Source organism: Streptomyces eurythermus (genome assembly GCF_014649115.1).
GTDB lineage: Bacteria > Actinomycetota > Actinomycetes > Streptomycetales > Streptomycetaceae > Streptomyces > Streptomyces eurythermus.
In genome coordinates, this window is the sequence record NZ_BMSK01000002.1 from 571,902 (window position 1) to 589,223 (window position 17,322).

At 69.9% G+C, this 17,322-nt stretch carries 7 protein-coding genes and 1 pseudogene; 3 read left to right on the plus strand and 5 right to left on the minus strand.

The window, feature by feature from the left end; translation table 11 throughout:
- Window positions 1–28 precede the first annotated feature (28 nt).
- Entirely contained in the window at window positions 29–1,093 is a 1,065-nt protein-coding gene (locus IE251_RS05235; protein ID WP_189751675.1) for an aldo/keto reductase, read from the minus strand.
- A 117-nt stretch (window positions 1,094–1,210) separates the two neighbouring features.
- On the opposite strand from IE251_RS05235, the gene IE251_RS05240 reads away from it, so the two are divergent.
- The 3 genes and pseudogenes from IE251_RS05240 to IE251_RS40795 all read left to right on the plus strand — a co-directional run.
- The gene (locus IE251_RS05240; protein ID WP_189751676.1) at window positions 1,211–2,047 is read left to right on the plus strand and encodes a helix-turn-helix domain-containing protein; all 837 of its coding nucleotides are present in this window, start codon (window positions 1,211–1,213) and stop codon (window positions 2,045–2,047) included.
- A gap of 249 nt (window positions 2,048–2,296) precedes the next feature.
- Complete coding sequence (locus tag IE251_RS05245; RefSeq protein ID WP_229896606.1) at window positions 2,297–2,959, plus strand: HNH endonuclease family protein; 663 nt, start codon at window positions 2,297–2,299, stop codon at window positions 2,957–2,959.
- A 71-nt stretch (window positions 2,960–3,030) separates the two neighbouring features.
- Window positions 3,031–3,540, plus strand: a pseudogene (locus IE251_RS40795) (relaxase domain-containing protein); the annotation flags it as partial.
- A 272-nt stretch (window positions 3,541–3,812) separates the two neighbouring features.
- Here IE251_RS40795 and IE251_RS40800 read toward each other — a convergent pair.
- The 4 genes from IE251_RS40800 to IE251_RS05265 are packed head-to-tail and all read right to left on the minus strand — an operon-like array spanning window position 3,813 to window position 17,290.
- Window positions 3,813–5,006: a cytochrome P450 gene (locus IE251_RS40800; protein ID WP_229896607.1), complete on the minus strand. Its 1,194-nt coding sequence runs from the start codon at window positions 5,004–5,006 to the stop codon at window positions 3,813–3,815.
- A gap of 35 nt (window positions 5,007–5,041) precedes the next feature.
- Window positions 5,042–6,100 (minus strand): MDR family NADP-dependent oxidoreductase, encoded by a 1,059-nt coding sequence (locus tag IE251_RS05255; RefSeq protein WP_189751678.1) that lies wholly within the window; start codon window positions 6,098–6,100, stop codon window positions 5,042–5,044.
- Complete coding sequence (locus tag IE251_RS05260; protein WP_189751747.1) at window positions 6,097–7,785, minus strand: phytoene desaturase family protein; 1,689 nt, start codon at window positions 7,783–7,785, stop codon at window positions 6,097–6,099. Before IE251_RS05260 ends, IE251_RS05255 begins: the two co-directional genes overlap by 4 nt.
- 25 nt (window positions 7,786–7,810) lie before the next feature.
- A complete protein-coding gene (locus IE251_RS05265; protein WP_189751679.1) occupies window positions 7,811–17,290 on the minus strand; it encodes a non-ribosomal peptide synthetase/type I polyketide synthase in 9,480 nt (3,159 codons plus the stop codon).
- Between the last annotated feature and the right edge of the window lie 32 nt (window positions 17,291–17,322).

The window sequence follows — 17,322 nt, forward strand, 5'->3', positions numbered from 1 at the left end:
AGGCCGAGGGCAGTGTCGGGCTGGGCCGTCAGCGGCGGGTCTCGATCCGCAGGCCGCCCGTGGTCACCCGCCGGATGTGCTCGCTCGCCAGCAGGTCGTGCGGCTGTCCGAGCTCGATCGCGCTCGCCGCGTCCAGGCGGACCAGCTGGGCGGCCGTGAAATCGACCCCCAGGGCACCCAGATTCTCCTCCAGTTGGGCGGGGGTGCGGGCCCCGATCAGTGTGCTCGCCACGCCCGGGTTCCGCAGGGTCCAGGCCAGCGCGACCTGGGCCGGGGTGCGGCCCAGCTCGGCTGCGACATCCCGGACGACCCCGGCCACGGCCAGGTTGCGTTCGGTGAGCGCGCCCAGGGCGAGGTTGAGGCCCCTGCGGCTGCCGTCGCCGGTGCCGTCACTCGCCGCGGTCACGTCGTCCCGGCCGTACTTGCCGCTGAGCACCCCACCGCCCAGCGGCGAGTACGGGACCACGCCCAGGCCCAGTTCCCGGGCCATCGGGATCAGGTCGCGCTCCGCGGTGCGTTCGATCAGGCTGTACTCGAGCTGCAGCGCGACCAGCGGTGACCAGCCGCGCAGGTCGGCGATCGTTTGCATCCGGGACACCTGCCAGGCCGGGGTGTTGGAGATCGCCACGTACAGCACCTTGCCCTGCCGGACCAGGTCGTCCAGGCCGCGCAGGACCTCCTCGACCGGCGTCCGGAAGTCCCAGACGTGCAGGTACAGCAGGTCGATGTAGTCGGTGGCCAGCCGCCGCAGGCTCCCTTCCACCGAGCCGAACAGGGCCTTGCGGTGACCGCCCCCGGAGTTGGGGTCGCCGGGGCGGCGCAGGGTCGAGTACTTGGTCGCCAGCACCAGGCGTTCGCGCTCCTCACGGGCGAACTCGCCCAGCAGGCGCTCGGAGCTGCCGTCGGTGTAGGTGTCAGCGGTGTCGAGGAGGTTGCCGCCGAGCCCGACGTAGTGGTCGAACAGCTTGCGGGCCTCGGCCCGTTCGGCGCCCCAGCCCCACTCGGTGCCGAAGGTCGCCGTACCCAGGGCCAGCGGTGAGACCCGCAGCCCCGAGCGGCCCAGCAGCCGGTAGGCGTCGAGGGTCAGTGCCATCAGGTCCTCCTGTGCTCGTGGTCCGTTGCCGGGACCGAGTCTGTGGCGGCGGCGACCCGGGGGTAAGGGACGGCACTTCCTGGGAAGACCGGTCCCACCCTGACGGTTGGGCCGGTCATGACGACCCGACCCATGGACACCGCACAGGAGTTGGCCGCCTTCCTGAGGAGCAGGCGCGAAGGCCTCGACCCCGGCCGGCTGGGCCTGCCGTCGCACCGGCGGCCCCGGCGGACACCGGGGCTGCGCCGAGAGGAGGTCGCCGAACTGGCCGGGGTCAGCACCGACTACGTCATCCGGCTGGAACAGGGCCGCGGACTGCGGCCCTCGGCAGAGGTCCTGGCGGCGCTGGCCCGGGCCCTGCGCCTGAATCCGAGCGAACGCGACTACCTGTTCGACCTGGCCGGACGGCGCCGCCCCGGCACCACCGGCGGGCCGACCGCCAGTGCGGCGCCGTCGCTGACCCGCCTGGTCGGTGACCTCTCACCGCTGCCGGCCATGCTGCTGGACCACCGCTACGACATCCTCGCCTGGAATCCCGAAATGGAACGCCTGCTACCGGGTTTCGAGACCGTGCCACCGTCACGGCGCAACGCGATGTGGCTGTGCCTTCTGCACCCGGAGATGCGCGGCTTCTACGCCGACCGGGAGCAGGTGCTGCGGGACGGCATCGCCCACTTGCGCGCGGCATGGGCCGCGCACCCGCAGGATGGGGACCTGTCCGCCCTCATCGCCGAATTCGCCACGCAGGACGAGGACTTCGCGCGTTTGTGGTCGGAGCGGGAGGTCGGCGTCAACGGACGCGGCCGGAAGGTGCTGCGGCATCCGGTCGTCGGTACGATCACCGTCGACTTCGAAGTCCTGCTGCCGCTCCAGGATCCGGAACTGCGCCTGCTGGTCTACCGCCCCGCTGACGACAAGAGCCGCAGGTCCCTGGACCGGCTGTACGCACGGTGACCGGGCCAAGAAGACTGACGATGGCGAGCGCTGCAGCCGAAGGGGGCCCTCGGCACGACCGCGTCGACCAACCGGCCCCACCTTCCGAACCTCGCCACCTCCACGACCTGCCCGGGCCACAACCCCGCTCGACGCACGCACAGGCCATCGCTCGCATCCCCTGATCGGACAGAGGCCACCGCTCCGGGAGTGTCGTACGGAGTCCTCGCTACGAAGAGCACGACCAGTGACCTTCGGAAGGACTTCGTCGTGCGCTTCGCCCGGACCGCTGCCCTCGCCACCGCCCTCACGGCCCTGCTCGTCCCCGCCACCGCCACCGCCCACGCCGCCCCGACCACCGACACCGCCGGGCGCGCTGCCGGTCGGGCCGTCACCCTGCCGGTGCGGGACGTCCTGGCCGCTCTGCCCGTCCGTGACCAGGATCGCACCGGGTATGAGCGCACGGCGTTCAGGCACTGGGTCGATGCGGACAAGGACGGCTGCAATACCCGCGCCGAGGTGCTGAAGGCCGTGACCGGGCCCGAGGAGGGCCCGCGCTGCACACTGACCGGCGGAGAGTGGTACAGCCCGTACGACGACCGCTACATCCAGGGCCCGCGCGGCCTGGACATCGACCATCTGGTCCCGCTCGCCGAGGCCTGGGACTCCGGCGCCTCCGCCTGGTCGTCGGCGGAGCGGGAGGCCTACACCAACGATCTGGGTGACGAGCGGGCGTTGATCGCGGTGTCTGATGCAGGGGTGGCGTCTCGTCCGGGGGGTGGGGGAGCGGCCGACGGGTGCTGGCGCCGCTGGTGGATTTCGGTGGAGGTGCGGTGTGTGACTGGTGCCGCGCAGCATTTGCATGGCCCTGGTGGTGTCCGCCGGGCGGGCGCCGTGTGGGTGCGGGCACCCGCGGCGCGGGAGAGGCGGTGAAGTTCCGGTGGACTCTCCCGCCGCACGGGATCGCGCTTCTTTGCAGGTCAGAGCTGGTGTCCCGTGGTGGGATGCTGAGTGTCGCGAAGGTTCAGAGGCGTGATGCGTGGCGATACTACGTGCGCGGAGTCGCGTTCGGGGACGGCCGCCGTCCGGCCGGCAAGTCGTTGAGGGACGCCCAGGAGATGGCCGGCCTTCCGCCCGGGAGGTGGTGGGGGCCCGGTCTGGCCGAGCTCGGACTGACCGCGGGCGCGGAGGTGTCCGAGCGGCAGTTGGAGCTGGTCTTCGGGCAGGGCCGGCACCCGGACGCCGACCGCATCGAGCGTGGCCTTCTGGACGACGGCGCCGACCCGGCCACGGCACGACGCGAGACCGTGCTCGGGCAGCGGATCGAGGAGATCGAGGCGCGCAAGCAGATCCCGCTGCTCGCCCTCGACCTCACCTTCCGGCCGCAGGCGTCCCTGATCGTGCTGTGGGCGTTGGGAGACAACAAGACGCGCCGGGTCATCGAGCTGGCCATCGCCACCGTGCTGCGCTGGCTGGAGACGAGGTCGCACAGACCCGGTGCTCCTCGGACCGCGGGCGCGCCAAGACGCGCCCTGGTCGTCGCGGTGTTACGGGACTTCGACAACCGGGACGGCTTCCCCCCTCCTGCACGACCACTGCCTGGTCCTGAACCGCGTGCAGCGCCTGGACGAGGACGGCGAGCCGGTGTGGGGCGCCAGCGGGCCGTCGCCATCCACGCCCACCAGCAGGCCGCGATGCCCGAGGAGTACCTGGAGGACCGGACGACCGACCCGGCGACGTGGCTGCGCACACCGGAGAACCTGGAACGGCGCGCGTCGCAGGCGTCTCACCAGGTGACCGGCAGCTCATGGAGGCCGTTCACCATGCTCTCCGTCTTCCAGCGCAGTGCGTCTTCGGGGACGGCCAGTTCGAGGCCGGGCAGGTGTTCCAGCAGCGTCTCCAGGGCCACTTGCAGCTCCACGCGCGCCAAGTGGGCACCGATGCAGAAGTGAGGGCCGTAACCGAAACTGAGGTGAGGGTTGGCGGCCCTGTCGAGGACGAGTTCCTCGGCGTCGTCGAACACCGCTGGATCCCGGTTGGCGGCTGCCGTGTCGATCAGGACGGGCTCGCCCTCGCGGACGAGCACTCCGCCCAGTTCGATGTCTTCGGTGGCGTAACGGGGAAAGGCGAATCCATTGGGCAGCGGCACGTACCGCAGCAGTTCCTCCACCGCGAGGGGGACCGTCTCGGGCCGGTCGAGCAGCGAGGAGAAGCGGTCGGGACGCGCCAACAGGAGATAGCAGGAGTTGGAGATCTGGTTGAACGTCGTTACGAACCCCGCGCTGATGAGAACCGGCGTGAGGGCGAGCAACTCCCGCATGGAGATGCGCCCCTCCCGATCGTGCGCCCGCACGAGAGCACTGAACAGATCATCGCCCGGATGTTGCCGCCGTAGCTCCACCAGGTCGGCCGTATACGCGGCGAAAGTGTTGTTCCACTTGTGGAACTCGTCAGCCGTCACGGTGTGGGACATCATCACGTCCAGCCAGTGCCGGATGCGGGGATGGCCGTCCTGATTCACCCCGAGCAACTCGCCGATCACCGTGATCGCGAGGGGGAAGGCGAACTGGTCACCGAGGTCCGCCGGGGCACCCGACGCCGTCATACGGTTCATCAGGTCCTTGGCGATCTCCTGCACGCGGTCGCGCAGCCGCTCGACACGACGTGCGGTGAACGCCCTGGCCACCGTGCCCCGCAGCCGGGAGTGATCCGGGCCGTCCGTGGAGAGCAGGCCACCGCCGCTCACCGCCACTGGTCGCACGCGCGGCCGGTCCCTCCCGGCCGCCGCGGCCATACTGAACCGCTGGTCGCCCAGCACCGCCTTGGCGTCGGCGTATCGGGTGACCAGCCAGGCGTCCTCGCCGTACGGCATCCGCACCCGTGCCAGCGGCCGTTTCCGCAGCTCGGCGTAGACAGGGTGGAGTTTCAGTTTCTCGGCCTGAGCAAAGGGATACGCGAGCGTCTCTTGCCGGTTGGGCACCGTCGATGTCCGCCTTTCGGGGAGAAATGGGAAGCCTAGAGCTGGACCAGGACCTTGCCGCGATTGGCCGCCCTGTCCTCGTACAAGCTGCGGTACGCCTCCGGGATGGAGTCGAATCCGCGGCGGATGGTTTCGTGGTAGGTGATCTCGCCGCGACGGACCATTCCTCCGAGCTCGTCATGCATCGCGGCGAGTGTCTCCTGGTCGTACCACTCTTCCGCGAAGATCCCGCGCACGGTCGTACGGGGGAACATGATGTAGGGAAGAAGGCGGGGCCCGACATGGTCGCCCGCGACCTGGGTCGCCCACTGCCAGCAGACGGCCACCTGGCTGCCCACGTTGAGCATGGAGAACACCGCATCGGTGATCGCCCCGCCCAGGTTGTCGAAGTACTTGTCGATGCCGTCCGGGGCCGCCGCCCGCAGCGCCTCGCGGACCTTCTCCGGGGCGTCACCCTGCTGGTAGTGGACGACATCGTCGAAACCCAGCCCGGCCAGGTACCCGGCCTTCTCCGGTGAGCTGGTGGTGCCGATCACCCGTGCGCCGGAGCGCTTGGCGAGCTGGCCGGCCAACGAGCCCACCGAGCCGGAAGCACCGCTGATCACGAAGGTGTCACCCGGTTTCAGGGTGAAGAACCTGGTGAGTGTGCCCCAGGCGGTCAGGCCTGGCGGGCCCATGACGCCGAGCGCCGTCGAGAGGGGCAGCGCCTCGTCGTAGTGACTCGGATCCAGCCTCCGGTACGCGGGGAACGGCACGGGGAACTCGCCATGCTCCCACCGCCACCCCGCACCCGTGCCGACCACATGACTACGCCAGCCGCCGAAGCCCTGCACCAGGTCGCCGACGGAGAAGGACGCCCGCGGGCCGGCAGCGATCACCTCCAGGATGCTGTGCGCGACCATGTGCGTGCCGATGGGCGTCTCAAGGGCGAGGCCCTGCAGATAGGGATCCACGGACACATAGAGGGTCTTGAAGAGCATCTCGTCCTCCTTGAGGGAGGAGACGTCCACCTCCTCGACCACCTTTTCGTAGATCCGGTCGACATCGGGAGAGCCCGGCACGTGCTCGCGCACGGTCCACTTCTCGATCTTCATTCAGACTCCTGGACGGTGGGGGCCGGTGCGATCCGGGACGGGGCGGGGCGCCGGCCGACCGGGATGACGATGTGTGTGGGCGGCGGCTGGGACCAGTCGATGCCGGCGGTGAACTCCACGCCGTCGTCACGGCAGATGAACTGCATGACATGGCGGCCCGCCGCAGCCGCCCGGATGAGACCGCCGATCGATGACCAGACACCGGCGAGGTAGAAGTTCGCCAGGCCCGGCGCCACCGGACCGTTCTTCTTCACTTCCTCCTCGACCGTCTCCGCGCTCTCCACGAACGGCAGCCAGCCGGCGATGGTTCCGTCGTAGTTGCCGGTGTAGCGGACCTGGGTGAGCGGCGTCCCGATGTCACGCGCCACCACCGCCTCCGCCAGCCCGGGGAACTGCCGGTCCAGGAATTCCGTGACGGCGCGCTTCACCTGGCGCTTCGCGGCGTAGTACGCACGGCCGCGGCGTACCGCCAGGGTGTGGACCTCCTCTCCCTTGTGCATGCGGCTCCGCTGTTCCGGTCCCTGGCTCAGCTTCCGCCAGACGTCGGTGTCGGAGAAGTAGCTGACGAATACGACGGTGCTCCCCTGCGGTGACAGCTCCGGGTAGTGGATGCTGCGGAACTGGACGTTCATACTGGGCTTGCCCATGCCGATGAATTCCGCCGCTTCCTCCTCGCCGAGCAGGTACGTCGAACAGGGCTCGCCCGCCGGAAAGGGGCGGTCCAGGCCCAGGAACACGGTCACGTAGCCGGGGTAGAGCATCCCTGGTTCGTTGATGGTCTTCGTGTAGAGGCGCTCGTAGGTCTCGTTGAGATACCGGCCGCCGAGCAGCCGCATCATCGTGGTGTGGCCGTCGCAGGCCGAGACCACGATGTCGGCGCGGAACTCCCGTCCGTCGCTCAGCCGGACTCCGGCGGCACGGTCGTTCTCGACCAGTACTTCTTCGACCTTGGCGTTGTAGGTGATCCGCCCGCCGAGCCGCAGATAGCGCTCTTCGACCGACTTGGAGAGGCCGAGCGAGCCCCCTTCCGGGACGCCCGCTGTCGCGTTCGCGTGCGACGCCAGCTGGAAGTGGAAGGGCAGCACCGGGAACGCGGGGTGGTACTCGTAGAGAATGTAGTTGAACGCCTCGCGCAGGAGCGGGTCGGTGAACCTCGCGGAGTAGTCCGTCATGAGCGTGGTCATCGATCGCCGGATGACGTTGATGTACGGGACGAACGCGGCCAGCGTCCTCCAGCGCTCAAGCCGTCCCATCAGCCCCATCGGTGTGAGGAAGGGGTAGACGGCCATGCACTGCCTGAACTTCCGCAGGTCGCGGCAGAATTGCCTGATCGGCTTCGCGTCGGTGGGGGAGAGGTCGAGCAGGTGCGCTTCCAGGCGGTCCGGATCGGAGTAGAAGTACACCGCTCGGCCGTCACGGCCGCGCACGACGTTGAAGACGTCGAAGTTGCGCATCTGTTTGCCTTGCAGCGCGCCGAGCTCCAGCCAGATCTGGTGCATCTCGTTGCCGGGCCCCGACCCGAGCAGCCAGCTGACGCACCAGTCGAAGGTGAAGTCGCCCTTGTCCCAGGAGGTACAGCAGCCGCCCGGGATCTCGTGCATTTCGAAGATCCGGCTCTGGTAGCCGTTCATCTGCGCGTAGCAGCCCGTGGACAGACCGCCGAGCCCGCCACCGATGACGATCATTGTCTGGCGTCGGCGTTTGCGCACGTCACGAGCCACATGCCTCACCTCCCAGCGCGACGTCGTAGGCGCCGATGCCGGTCTCGCTCAGACACCTGGCAAGGGCCGAGCGGGTCAGGTCGGCGTTGTGCGCGACATGTCCCGGGTCGAGCATGTCGGCGTGGACGCCGGAGCCGCACAACACCGTGCTGCGCGTGGCGGAGCTGCCGTCCCAGGTGCCGCGCTCGCCGGCCGCGTAGAAGGCGACCTTACGCTCGTCGGAGATCACGGTGAGGGGAGCGCGCACCATACCGAGATTGGGTGTACGGCCGCAGAAGCCGATGTAGTCCCAGGCCTGGTCGAGAGTCTCCTGGGCGAGGTGCTCCGACCCGGTGTGCTTGCGCAGGTGCTCGCGCAGTTCACGCTCGAACTCCTCCAGATGGTCGGCGTCGGCGGTGAAGCAGGCGGGGATGCGGTAGGAGTCAAGGATGACGACGTCACCGACCTCGCGCCCGCGGTGTTCGAGTTCCTTGGCGACCTCGAAGGCCAGGTTGCCGCCGAGCGAGTAGCCGAGCAGTTCGCAGGGGCCCTGCGGCTGGAGGGCGTCGATCAGATCGGCGTAGCGGGCCACCTTGTCGTCACCGGTGACGTAGTTGAACGCGACGAGTTCGTACTCCCGCAGCTCGGCCGCGAACAGCCGGTAGACCAGTCCGTGACCGCCGGCGGGCGGGAAGCAGAAGACGACGGACCCGGCGCCGCGGTTGAAGCGCAGATAGGGCTGGGCGCCGGGGAGCCTTCCGGTGACGATGTGTTCCACCGTCCTGGCCATGCCGTGCAGCGTGGTCACCTTGAAGAGCTGGCTGACCGGGATGGCGATGTCGAACTCGTTCTGCAGGCTGTGGATCAGCTCGATCAGCTTGATGGAGCTGCCGCCGGACTCGAAGAAGTCGTGCTGGAGACCGACGTGCCCGAGGCCGAGGACGGCTCGCCAATGCTCGGCCATCCGCGTCTCGTAGAGGGTCACGGGCGGGTCGTGCCGTTCGTCGTCGGCGGGGTACCGGGGCGCGGGCAGCGCCGCGATGTCGACCTTTCCGTTGAGGGTGAGGGGCAGCTCGGGCAGCTCGGTGAAAGCGGCGGGGATCAGATACGTCGGTAGGTGCGCGGCGAGATGGCGGCGGAGCTGCCGCCAGTCCAGCTCCGTACCGGGAGCCGCTACGCCGTACGCGCACAGCGTGCTTTCCCCGCGCTGGTCCGGCCGCAGGGTGACGACCGTCTGCGCCAGCGCGGGCCACTGCGCGAGACGGGACTCGATCTCGCCGATCTCCACGCGATGGCCGTGCACCTTGACCTGCGAGTCGGCGCGGCCGAGGAGGTGCACTCGCCCGTCGCTGTCCCAGCAGGCGAGATCGCCGGTGCGGTAGAGACGCACAGGCCGTGTACCCGGCTCGCGGCTGAGGGTGCGGGTGACGAAGCGGTGCGCGGTCTGCTCCGGGTCCCTGACGTATCCGGTGGTGACACCCGCGCCGCCGATCCACAGCTCGCCCGGGACTCCGGGCGCCACCGGATCGCCGTGCTTGTCGAGGATGTACACCTCGGTCCCCGGGAAAGGCCGCCCGATCGGCACCATCCGGCTCGGCTCCAGGCCGTCCGTCGGCCCCTCGAAGTAGGTGCTGTCGATGGTGGCCTCCGTGAGGCCGTAGGAGTTGACCAGGCGGGTGTCCGGGCCGCACAGGGAACGGAGCCGGTCGTACTCCTCGACCTTCCAGCTGTCGGAGCCGACGATCAGCAGGCGCATGAAGTCCAGGCGGCTGCCCTCGTGCTCGCAGTGGGCGATCAGGCCCCGTACGACGGAGGGCACGAACTCCCCGCAGTCGACGCGCTCCTCCCGCATGGCGGTGTACAGCATCGCCGTGTTGAACAGCAGCTCGCGCCCGATGAGCACCAGGGTGCCGCCCGAGCACAGGGCGCGCACCAGGTCGCCGGTGAAGACGTCGAAGGACGGGCTCGCCATCTGGAGATGGACGGTGACCTCGTGGCCGAAGCGGTACTCCACCCGCCATGCCTCGTACGCCGAGGCGATGTTGCGGTGGCTGACCGACACCGCCTTCGGGTTGCCGGTGGAGCCGGAGGTGTAGATGACATAGGCGGGGGCGTCCATGTCGACGGCCGGCTCACGTGCGTCACCGGACGTCTCCACGGTGAGGTCGCCGAGGGTGAGCACCTGGCACGGCAGGCCGGCGAACCGCTCGCGTCCGGCGTCGTCGACCACCAGCACTGCGGCTCCGACGTGCGCGACCATGTACGCCATCCGGTCGGCCGGGTTGTCGGGGTCGAGCGGCAGGTAGGCGCCGCCTGCCCTGAGCACCGCCAGCAGGGTGACGACGAGCTCGGCTGACTTGTCCAGGCAGACGGCCACCACCGCTCCGTCGGCGACACCCAGCTCGCGCAGCCGCCGGGCGCGGCCGTGGCTGCGGTGCTCCAGCTCGCCGTAGGTCAGTCGTCGGCTCCCGCCGTCCTCGGTGGGAGCGGAGACGGCGATCGCTCCGGGCCGCTCGGCGGCGATCCGGCTGATGAGCCGATGGACCGGCACGTCCGGCGCGGCGGCCCGGTGCCCCGCTCCGCTCCACTGGCCCACGATGCGCTCGCGCTCCTTATGGCCGAGCATCTGCAACCGGCCGGCGGGCTGCGAGGGGGCGGCGCGGGTCAGCGCGTCGAGCAGGTTGACATAGTGGGATGCCAGCCGCCGCATCGTCGAGGCGAGGAACAGGTCGGTGTTGTACTTGAAGACGCAGTGGAAACGCCGGTCGGCTTCGTCCTCGTACACGGAGAGGGTGAGGTCGAACTGCCCTTCCTCCTCGGGCAGCTCGATGTACTCCAGGCGGTAGCCGTACTTCTCGGTGGCCACCTTGTGGGTCAGGAGGATGAACATCGCCTGGAAGACGGCGGACCGGCTCGGGTCGTGCCGCAGGCCCAGCTCCTCCACCAGAAGCACAAACGGGTACTCCTGGTGGTCCAGGCCGCCGAGCACGACGTCCCGGACACGGGCGAGGAGCTCGGCAACGGTCGGTGAGCCGGCCAAGTCGAGGTGAAGCGGCAGCGGGTTGACGAAGTAGCCGTAGACCCCGGCGAACTCCTCCTGGGTGCGGCCTGTCACCGGACTGCCGACGATGATGTCGTCCTGGCCGGAATAATGGTGGAGCATCAGGTAGTAGGCGCTGATGAGCGCCATGAAGACGGTGACGTCGTGCTCGCGGGCGAGGGCGTGGACGCGTGCGCTGAGGTCGGTGTCGAGGACGAAGAACTCTGAGGCGCCGTTGTGGGTCTGGACGGCCGGGCGGGGCTTGTCCGTCGGCAGATTCAGGACCGGCGTGTCGGCCGGCAGATGACTCTTCCAGTAGTCGAGCATCCGCCGGGCGTCGCGGCCGGCGAGGAACCGGTTCTGCCAGTTGAGGAAATCGAGGTAGCGGGCCGGGACGGGCGGCAGCTCGGGGCGCCGGCCCCGGCTCAACGCCTCGTAGACCGCGAGCAGCTCCTCGATGAAGGTGAACGTCGAGATGGCGTCGGAGATGATGTGGTGCACGGCCTTCATCAGCACCCAACGGTCACGGCCGCGTTGGAAGAGGCGCAGCCGGACCAGCGGGTCGTGCTCCAGGTCGTACGGCTCGCGGTACTCACTGACGATCAGATCGTGGATCTCCTCCCACGGCCAGTCCTGGACGTCGAAGACTCCGACGTCCTGCCGGAACACGGCGTCCTCGGGCGGGGCGACCTTCTGGACGGGCCGGCCGTCCTGATGCGTGAAGTTGGCGCGGAGGCTGGGATGGCGTTCGATCAGGACGCGGAACGCCGCGAACATCAGGTCGGGGTCGAGCTCCACGCGTACCTCGACGGCGCCGCCGATGTTGTAGGCGAACCCGTCGGGGTTGAGCTGCTTGAGGAACCACAACGCCTTCTGGTTCTGGGTCAGGGGATGCTGCCGCTCGTCGTGGAAGAGTTCGACGACGGCCTCGTCCCCGGCGGCATCCGCGTCGGCTGAGACCAGGTCGACGAGTCCGTCGTACAGCTGGCTGACCAGGTCGCTGACAGGCGCGCTGCTGAGCAGGGCGACGACCGGCAGCGCGATGCCCAGCTCGGCCTGGACACGGGAGCGCAGCTCCATCGCCAGGAGGGAGTCGAGGCCGAGGGCGCCCAGGCCGGCGTCGGGGTCGACTTGTTCGGGCCGCACCCGCAGCACACCGGCGACGATGTGGGTGAAACGGTCGGTCAGCAGCGCCCGGCGGGTGTCGGCGTCGGCGCCGCGGAAGGAGGCGTGGAGCGTGTCGAGGCCGCTGCCGTCGCTGTCCGCAGCGGAGGACGCGCCGTCCGCCGCCGCAGCCAGGTCGGTGACCAGCAGCGGGGGCGAGGGGTACCAGGCGAGGAAGACCGGCCAGTCGACGACGGTGGCGACGAGCAACTGTGAGCGGTCCTGGCAGATGACGCGTTCGAGGACGGCCATGCCTGCTTCGGGGGACAGCGAGCTCATGCCGCGATGAGTGCGGTAGTGCTCGATCAGCCCGAGCTCCTCGATCATGCCCGTGGCCCAGGGACCCCAGTCCAGGCTGAGGGCGGGCAGGCCGCGGGCGCGGCGGTGGTGGGCGAGCGCGTCGAGGAAGGCGTTGCCCGCAGCGTAGTTGGTCTGGCCGGCGGTGGTCAGCAGCGAGGCGATCGAGGAGAAAAGGACGAAGTGGTCGAGCGGCTCGTCCGCCAGATGACGGTGCAGCAGGTACGCGCCGAGGACCTTCGGGTCGTACACGGCGTCGAAGGCCGCCCGGTCCATCTCCGGCAGGAGGGTGTCCAGGACCTGGCCGGCGAGGTGGAACACGCCGCGGATCGGCGGTGACTCCCGCCGCCTGTAGTCGGCGAGCCATGCGGTCAGGCTCGTCTCGTCGCTGGTGTCGAGCGTGGCCAGGATCGGCAGGGCGCCCAGCTCCTCCAGCTCCTTCAGGAAGCGGACGCGGTCGCCGGCGGCGGAGGCGGGGTCGATGGTGCGCCACTGGTCCCGGTCGGGCAGCGGGGTGCGGCTGACGATGACGAGGCGGCGGGCGCCGCGGGCGACCAGCCGGCGGCAGAGGTGCCGGCCCAGCGCGCCGAACGCGCCGGTCACCAGGTACGCGCCGTCGGCGCGCAGACGCAGCGGCAGCGGGCGGGGCAGGTCGGCGACCGGTGTGAGGCGGCTGGTGTAGCGGCGGTCGCCGCGCAGCGCGATCTCCTCCTCGCCGTCGGCGGCGGTCGCTTCCCGCAGGATGGCCTGGGCGTCCGCCCAACGGGCCGCGCCGTCGTCGCCGGAGGCGGGGTCGAGGTCGATGAGCCTGCCGCGGTGGGCGGTCAGCTCCTGCTGCCCCAGTACGCGCCCGATGCCCCAGGCCGGTGCGGACAGCGGTTCGACCGGATCGCCGGGGGTGGCGGCCTGGCTGCCGCGGGTGACGATGTGCAGCCTGCTGCCCGGATGGTGGACCGGCAGTGTCCGGGCGAGCGCGACCAGTGCGTAGCCGCCGAGGCCGGCGTGCTCGCGGAGGCCGGCTGCGGTCCGGACCGCGTCGATGGGCGGGAGGTCGAGACTCCACAAATGGGCTACGTGGTCGTAGGGCCCTTGCCCGGCCGCGCTCAGCTCGGCGAAGAGACGTTCCAGGTCGGCGGTGGAGCCCGGTGCGACCGTCGACTCGCGCTGGTCCGGCGACATGCCGTAGCCCGGGCCTGGCCGCACCAGATGGCACCGCCCGCCCAGGGCGGTGATCTGCGTGGCAAGCTCATCGGCGACGCCCTGCGCGTCGGCGAGGACGAGCCAGTCCCGGGCGGGAGTTTCGGTCGTACTCGCCGTCCCGGACTCGTGCGGGGTCTCGACCCAGGAGATGTCGGCGAGCCAGGAATCGATGGTGGTCAGGCCGACGGCTGCGGATGCCTTCTCGACGTCGGCGGCGCGGAACCCGGTGATACCGCCGAGTGGAGTGCCGTCGTCGGCGTAGACGGCGATGTCCCCGACGAGTTCGCCGTCGGCGCGGCTGGTGAGGGTGGCGTGCGCCCACAGCGGCTGGTCCCCGACGGCGTCGAGGCGTACCTCGTCGATCGAGAGCGGCAGCCGGATGCCGGTGCCGGGCGCGGCATCCTGGCCCTGGACCAGGATTTGCGGCGTCAGCAGCGTCTGGAAGCAGGCGTCGAGCAGCACAGGGTGCAGATGGTGGCGGGCGGCGTCGTCGCCGATCGACACGGGCGGTCGGATGCGGGCGAGCGCCTCGTCGGAGCCGATCCATACCTCTTCGATCCCTTGGAACGCCGGTCCGTAGTGGTAACCGAGCGCGGCGAGTGCTGCGTAGCATTCGGCACCGTCCATCCGACGAGCGCCGCCCCCACGGATCGCGTCGGTGTCGAGCCGGGGTGCGCTCCTACGGAGTCCGCGCTGCGCGGAGCGCAGGGCACCACGGGCGTGCACGCTCCGCTCACCCGTATCTTCCCGCGGAACGCCTGCGATGGTGAACGCGGCGTCTTCGGTGCAGACGGACAGCTGCACCGTCGCAGTCTCGCCGACAGGGCTCTCGGGGCCGGTCGGCAGGAACAGCGCCTTGCGCAGGTCGATGTCGGCGAGGACGGCGTCGCCGCCGGTCAGTACCCGGGCGGCCTGCGTCGCCATCTCCACGTAGCCGGCCGCCGGGAAGACCGTGCTGCCCTGGATCCGGTGGTCCCGCAGATACGGCAGGGACTCCACATCGAGCCTGGCTTCCCAGACCGGTTCGGCGGTATCGAGGCGGCGCCCGAGCAGGGGGTGGTCCAGGCGGCCGAGACGGACCTGCTCGACCGGCTTGGGCTCCGTCCAGTACCGGTCTCGCTTCCACGGATAGCGGGGCAGCGGCACCGGCCGGCCTGTGGGATGGAGGACGTCCCAGGCGATGTCGACGCCGAGGCTGTGCAGCGCCGCGAGAGAGAGGGTGAAGCGCTCGCTCTCGTCCTCCTGGCGGCGGATCGACGGCAGGACCCGCACTTCGCCGCCCCGGGCGCCGGCACATTCGTTGATCGAATGGCCCAGGACCGGGTGCGGGCCGATTTCGAGGAAGACCCGGTGGCCGTCATCGGCGAGACGGTCGATGGCGTCACTGAACCGGACGCTGTCACGGACGTTGTGCCACCAGTAGCCGGCGTCCAGCTCGGGACCCTCGGCGCGTCGGCCGGCCGCCTCCTCGCCCGCGGTCGTGTAGAGCGGGACGCACGCCGGCCGCGGCTCGATGCCGGCGAGCGAGGAGAGCAGTTCGTCTCTGATGGGGTCCATGTACGGCGAGTGGTACGGCACCCGCACGGTCAGGAACTTGGCGAAGATCTCCTCGGACCGCAGCTCGTCGGCGAGCTCGGTGAGGGCCTGCTCGTCTCCGGCGAGGGTGAGAGCGCCCGGACTGTTGACGGCGGCCACCGACAGGCGGCCGGCGTAGGGCTGCAGACGCCGCAGGGCATCTGTCTCGGACAGGCTCACCGCCAGCATGGAACCGGTGCCCACCAACCGCTGCTGGAGACGGCTGCGGTGGACGACGATCCTGGCCGCGTCACGCAGGGTATAGACACCGGCCTCGTAGAAGGCGGCGACCTCACCGGTGCTGTGCCCGACGATGGCGTCCGGTCGCACGCCATGGCTGCGCCACAGTGCCGCGAGGCCCACCTGCACGGCGAAGTTGGCGGGCTGGGCCAGCCAGGTCTCGCTCATCTTGGAGTGGGCCTCGTCGGCGGCCAGTTCCTTCACCAGCGACCAGCCGGTGAGCTCACGGATTTCGCGGTCGCACGCCTCGACCGCCTCCCGGTAGACCGGTTCGGTGTCGAACAGCTGCCGTCCCATGCCCCACCACTGGGGCCCCATGCCGGTGAAGACCCAGACCAGCCGCCGGTCCCGCTCCTCGCGCTGCTGGTCCAGGAGCACGCGGGGGTGGGCTTCGCCCCTCAGATGGGCGCCGAGGGCCTCGTCCAGCGAGGCGGGCGAGTCGTAGACGACGGACAGCCGCGACTCCAGATGCTGGCGGCGCCGGGCCAGGGTGTAGGCGAGGTCGGGCAGCGGCGCTGGGGGACCGTGGACGCCGGAGAGCTCCTGCCGGATGTTCTCGGCGACGTCGAAGAGAAGCTCAGGATCCCGTGCGGTCAACGGCAGAACGGAATAGCCGGAGGGCGACGGGAGTGGCTGCGGTGCGTCGGTCGCCTCAGGCGCGGGGGCTGCTTCGAGCAGCACGTGCGCGTTGGTGCCGCCGAAGCCGAAAGAGTTGACGCCCGCGCGCGCCGGACCGTCGTGGCAGGGCCAGGGGACCGTGCGCGTAGGGATCTCGTAGGGCAGCGACGCGAGGTCGATCGCGGGGTTGATCTCGTCGAGGTTGATGTGCGGCGCGATGGTGCGGTGCTTCAGGCTGAGTACGGTTTTGACCAGCCCGGCGATACCGGCGGCCGATTCGGAGTGGCCGATGTTCGTCTTGACCGACCCGACGTAGCAAGGAGCGCCGGGTGGGCGCCCGATCGACAGCGCGTGGCCGAGCGCGCCCGCCTCGATCGGGTCGCCGACGGGTGTGGAGGTGCCGTGCGCCTCGACGTACTGGAGGCTGCCGGGGGTGATGCCGGCCTCGGCGCAGGTCCGCTCGATGAGGGTGATCTGGGCGTCGGCGTTCGGGACGGTGATGCCGTTGGTACGGCCGTCCTGGTTGACGCCGCTGCCGATGATGACCGCGTGGACGGGGTCGCCGTCGCGCAGGGCGTCGTCCAGACGCTTGAGAGCGACCAGGCCGACGCCTTCCGCTCGGACGTAGCCGTTGGCCGAGGCGTCGAAGGTGCGGGACCGGCCGTCGGGGGAGAGGAAGCCGCCCTTGGTCTCGGCGATGGTGTATTGCGGGGCACTGTGCAGCAGCGCCCCACCGGCGAGGGCCAGTTCGCTCTCACCGCGGCTCAGGCTCTGGCAGGCCAGGTGCACGGCCACCAGGGAAGAACTGCATGCGGTGTCGATGGAGACACTGGGGCCGCGGAAGTCGAAGCAGTACGAGATGCGGTTCGACACCATCGTCATCATCGTGCCGGTCGCGGTGTGGGCGGCCAGGGTCTCGAAGCTGAGATCGGCGAACTGCAGGATCTTGTAGTCGAGCGTGAACGCGCCGACGAAGACGCCTACGTTCCGGCCCGCCAACTCCGCGGGCTTCTGCCCGCCGTCCTCCAAAGCCTCCCAGGCGACCTCCAGCAGCTTGCGCTGCTGCGGATCCATATGGGCGGCCTCACGCGGGCTGATACCGAAGAAGGCCGGGTCGAACTCGTCGAATCCGTCGATGTATCCGCCGCGGCCGCCGACCAGTCGCCCAGGTTTCGACTTGTCCCGGCTGGCGAGTGTGGCGATGTCGTACCGATCGGAGGGTGTCGGGGTGAGGCAGTCCTTACCGTCGACCAGGTTCCGCCAGAAGGTCCGATAGTCGGATGCTCCGCCGGGCAGCCGACAGCCGATTCCGACGATGGCGATCTTTTCTCGCTGTGCGTGGTGTAATTCCGACATGGCTGAATCCTTGCAATACCGGAGTGGCGGAT

Coding starts and splice junctions, on each gene's coding strand:
- IE251_RS05235 (WP_189751675.1), bottom strand. CDS start 1,093: ATGGCACTGACCCTCGACGCCTACCGGCTGCTGGGCCGCTCGGGGCTG.
- IE251_RS05240 (WP_189751676.1), top strand. CDS start 1,211: ATGACGACCCGACCCATGGACACCGCACAGGAGTTGGCCGCCTTCCTG.
- IE251_RS05255 (WP_189751678.1), bottom strand. CDS start 6,100: ATGAAGATCGAGAAGTGGACCGTGCGCGAGCACGTGCCGGGCTCTCCC.
- IE251_RS05260 (WP_189751747.1), bottom strand. CDS start 7,785: ATGATCGTCATCGGTGGCGGGCTCGGCGGTCTGTCCACGGGCTGCTAC.
- IE251_RS05265 (WP_189751679.1), bottom strand. CDS start 17,290: ATGTCGGAATTACACCACGCACAGCGAGAAAAGATCGCCATCGTCGGA.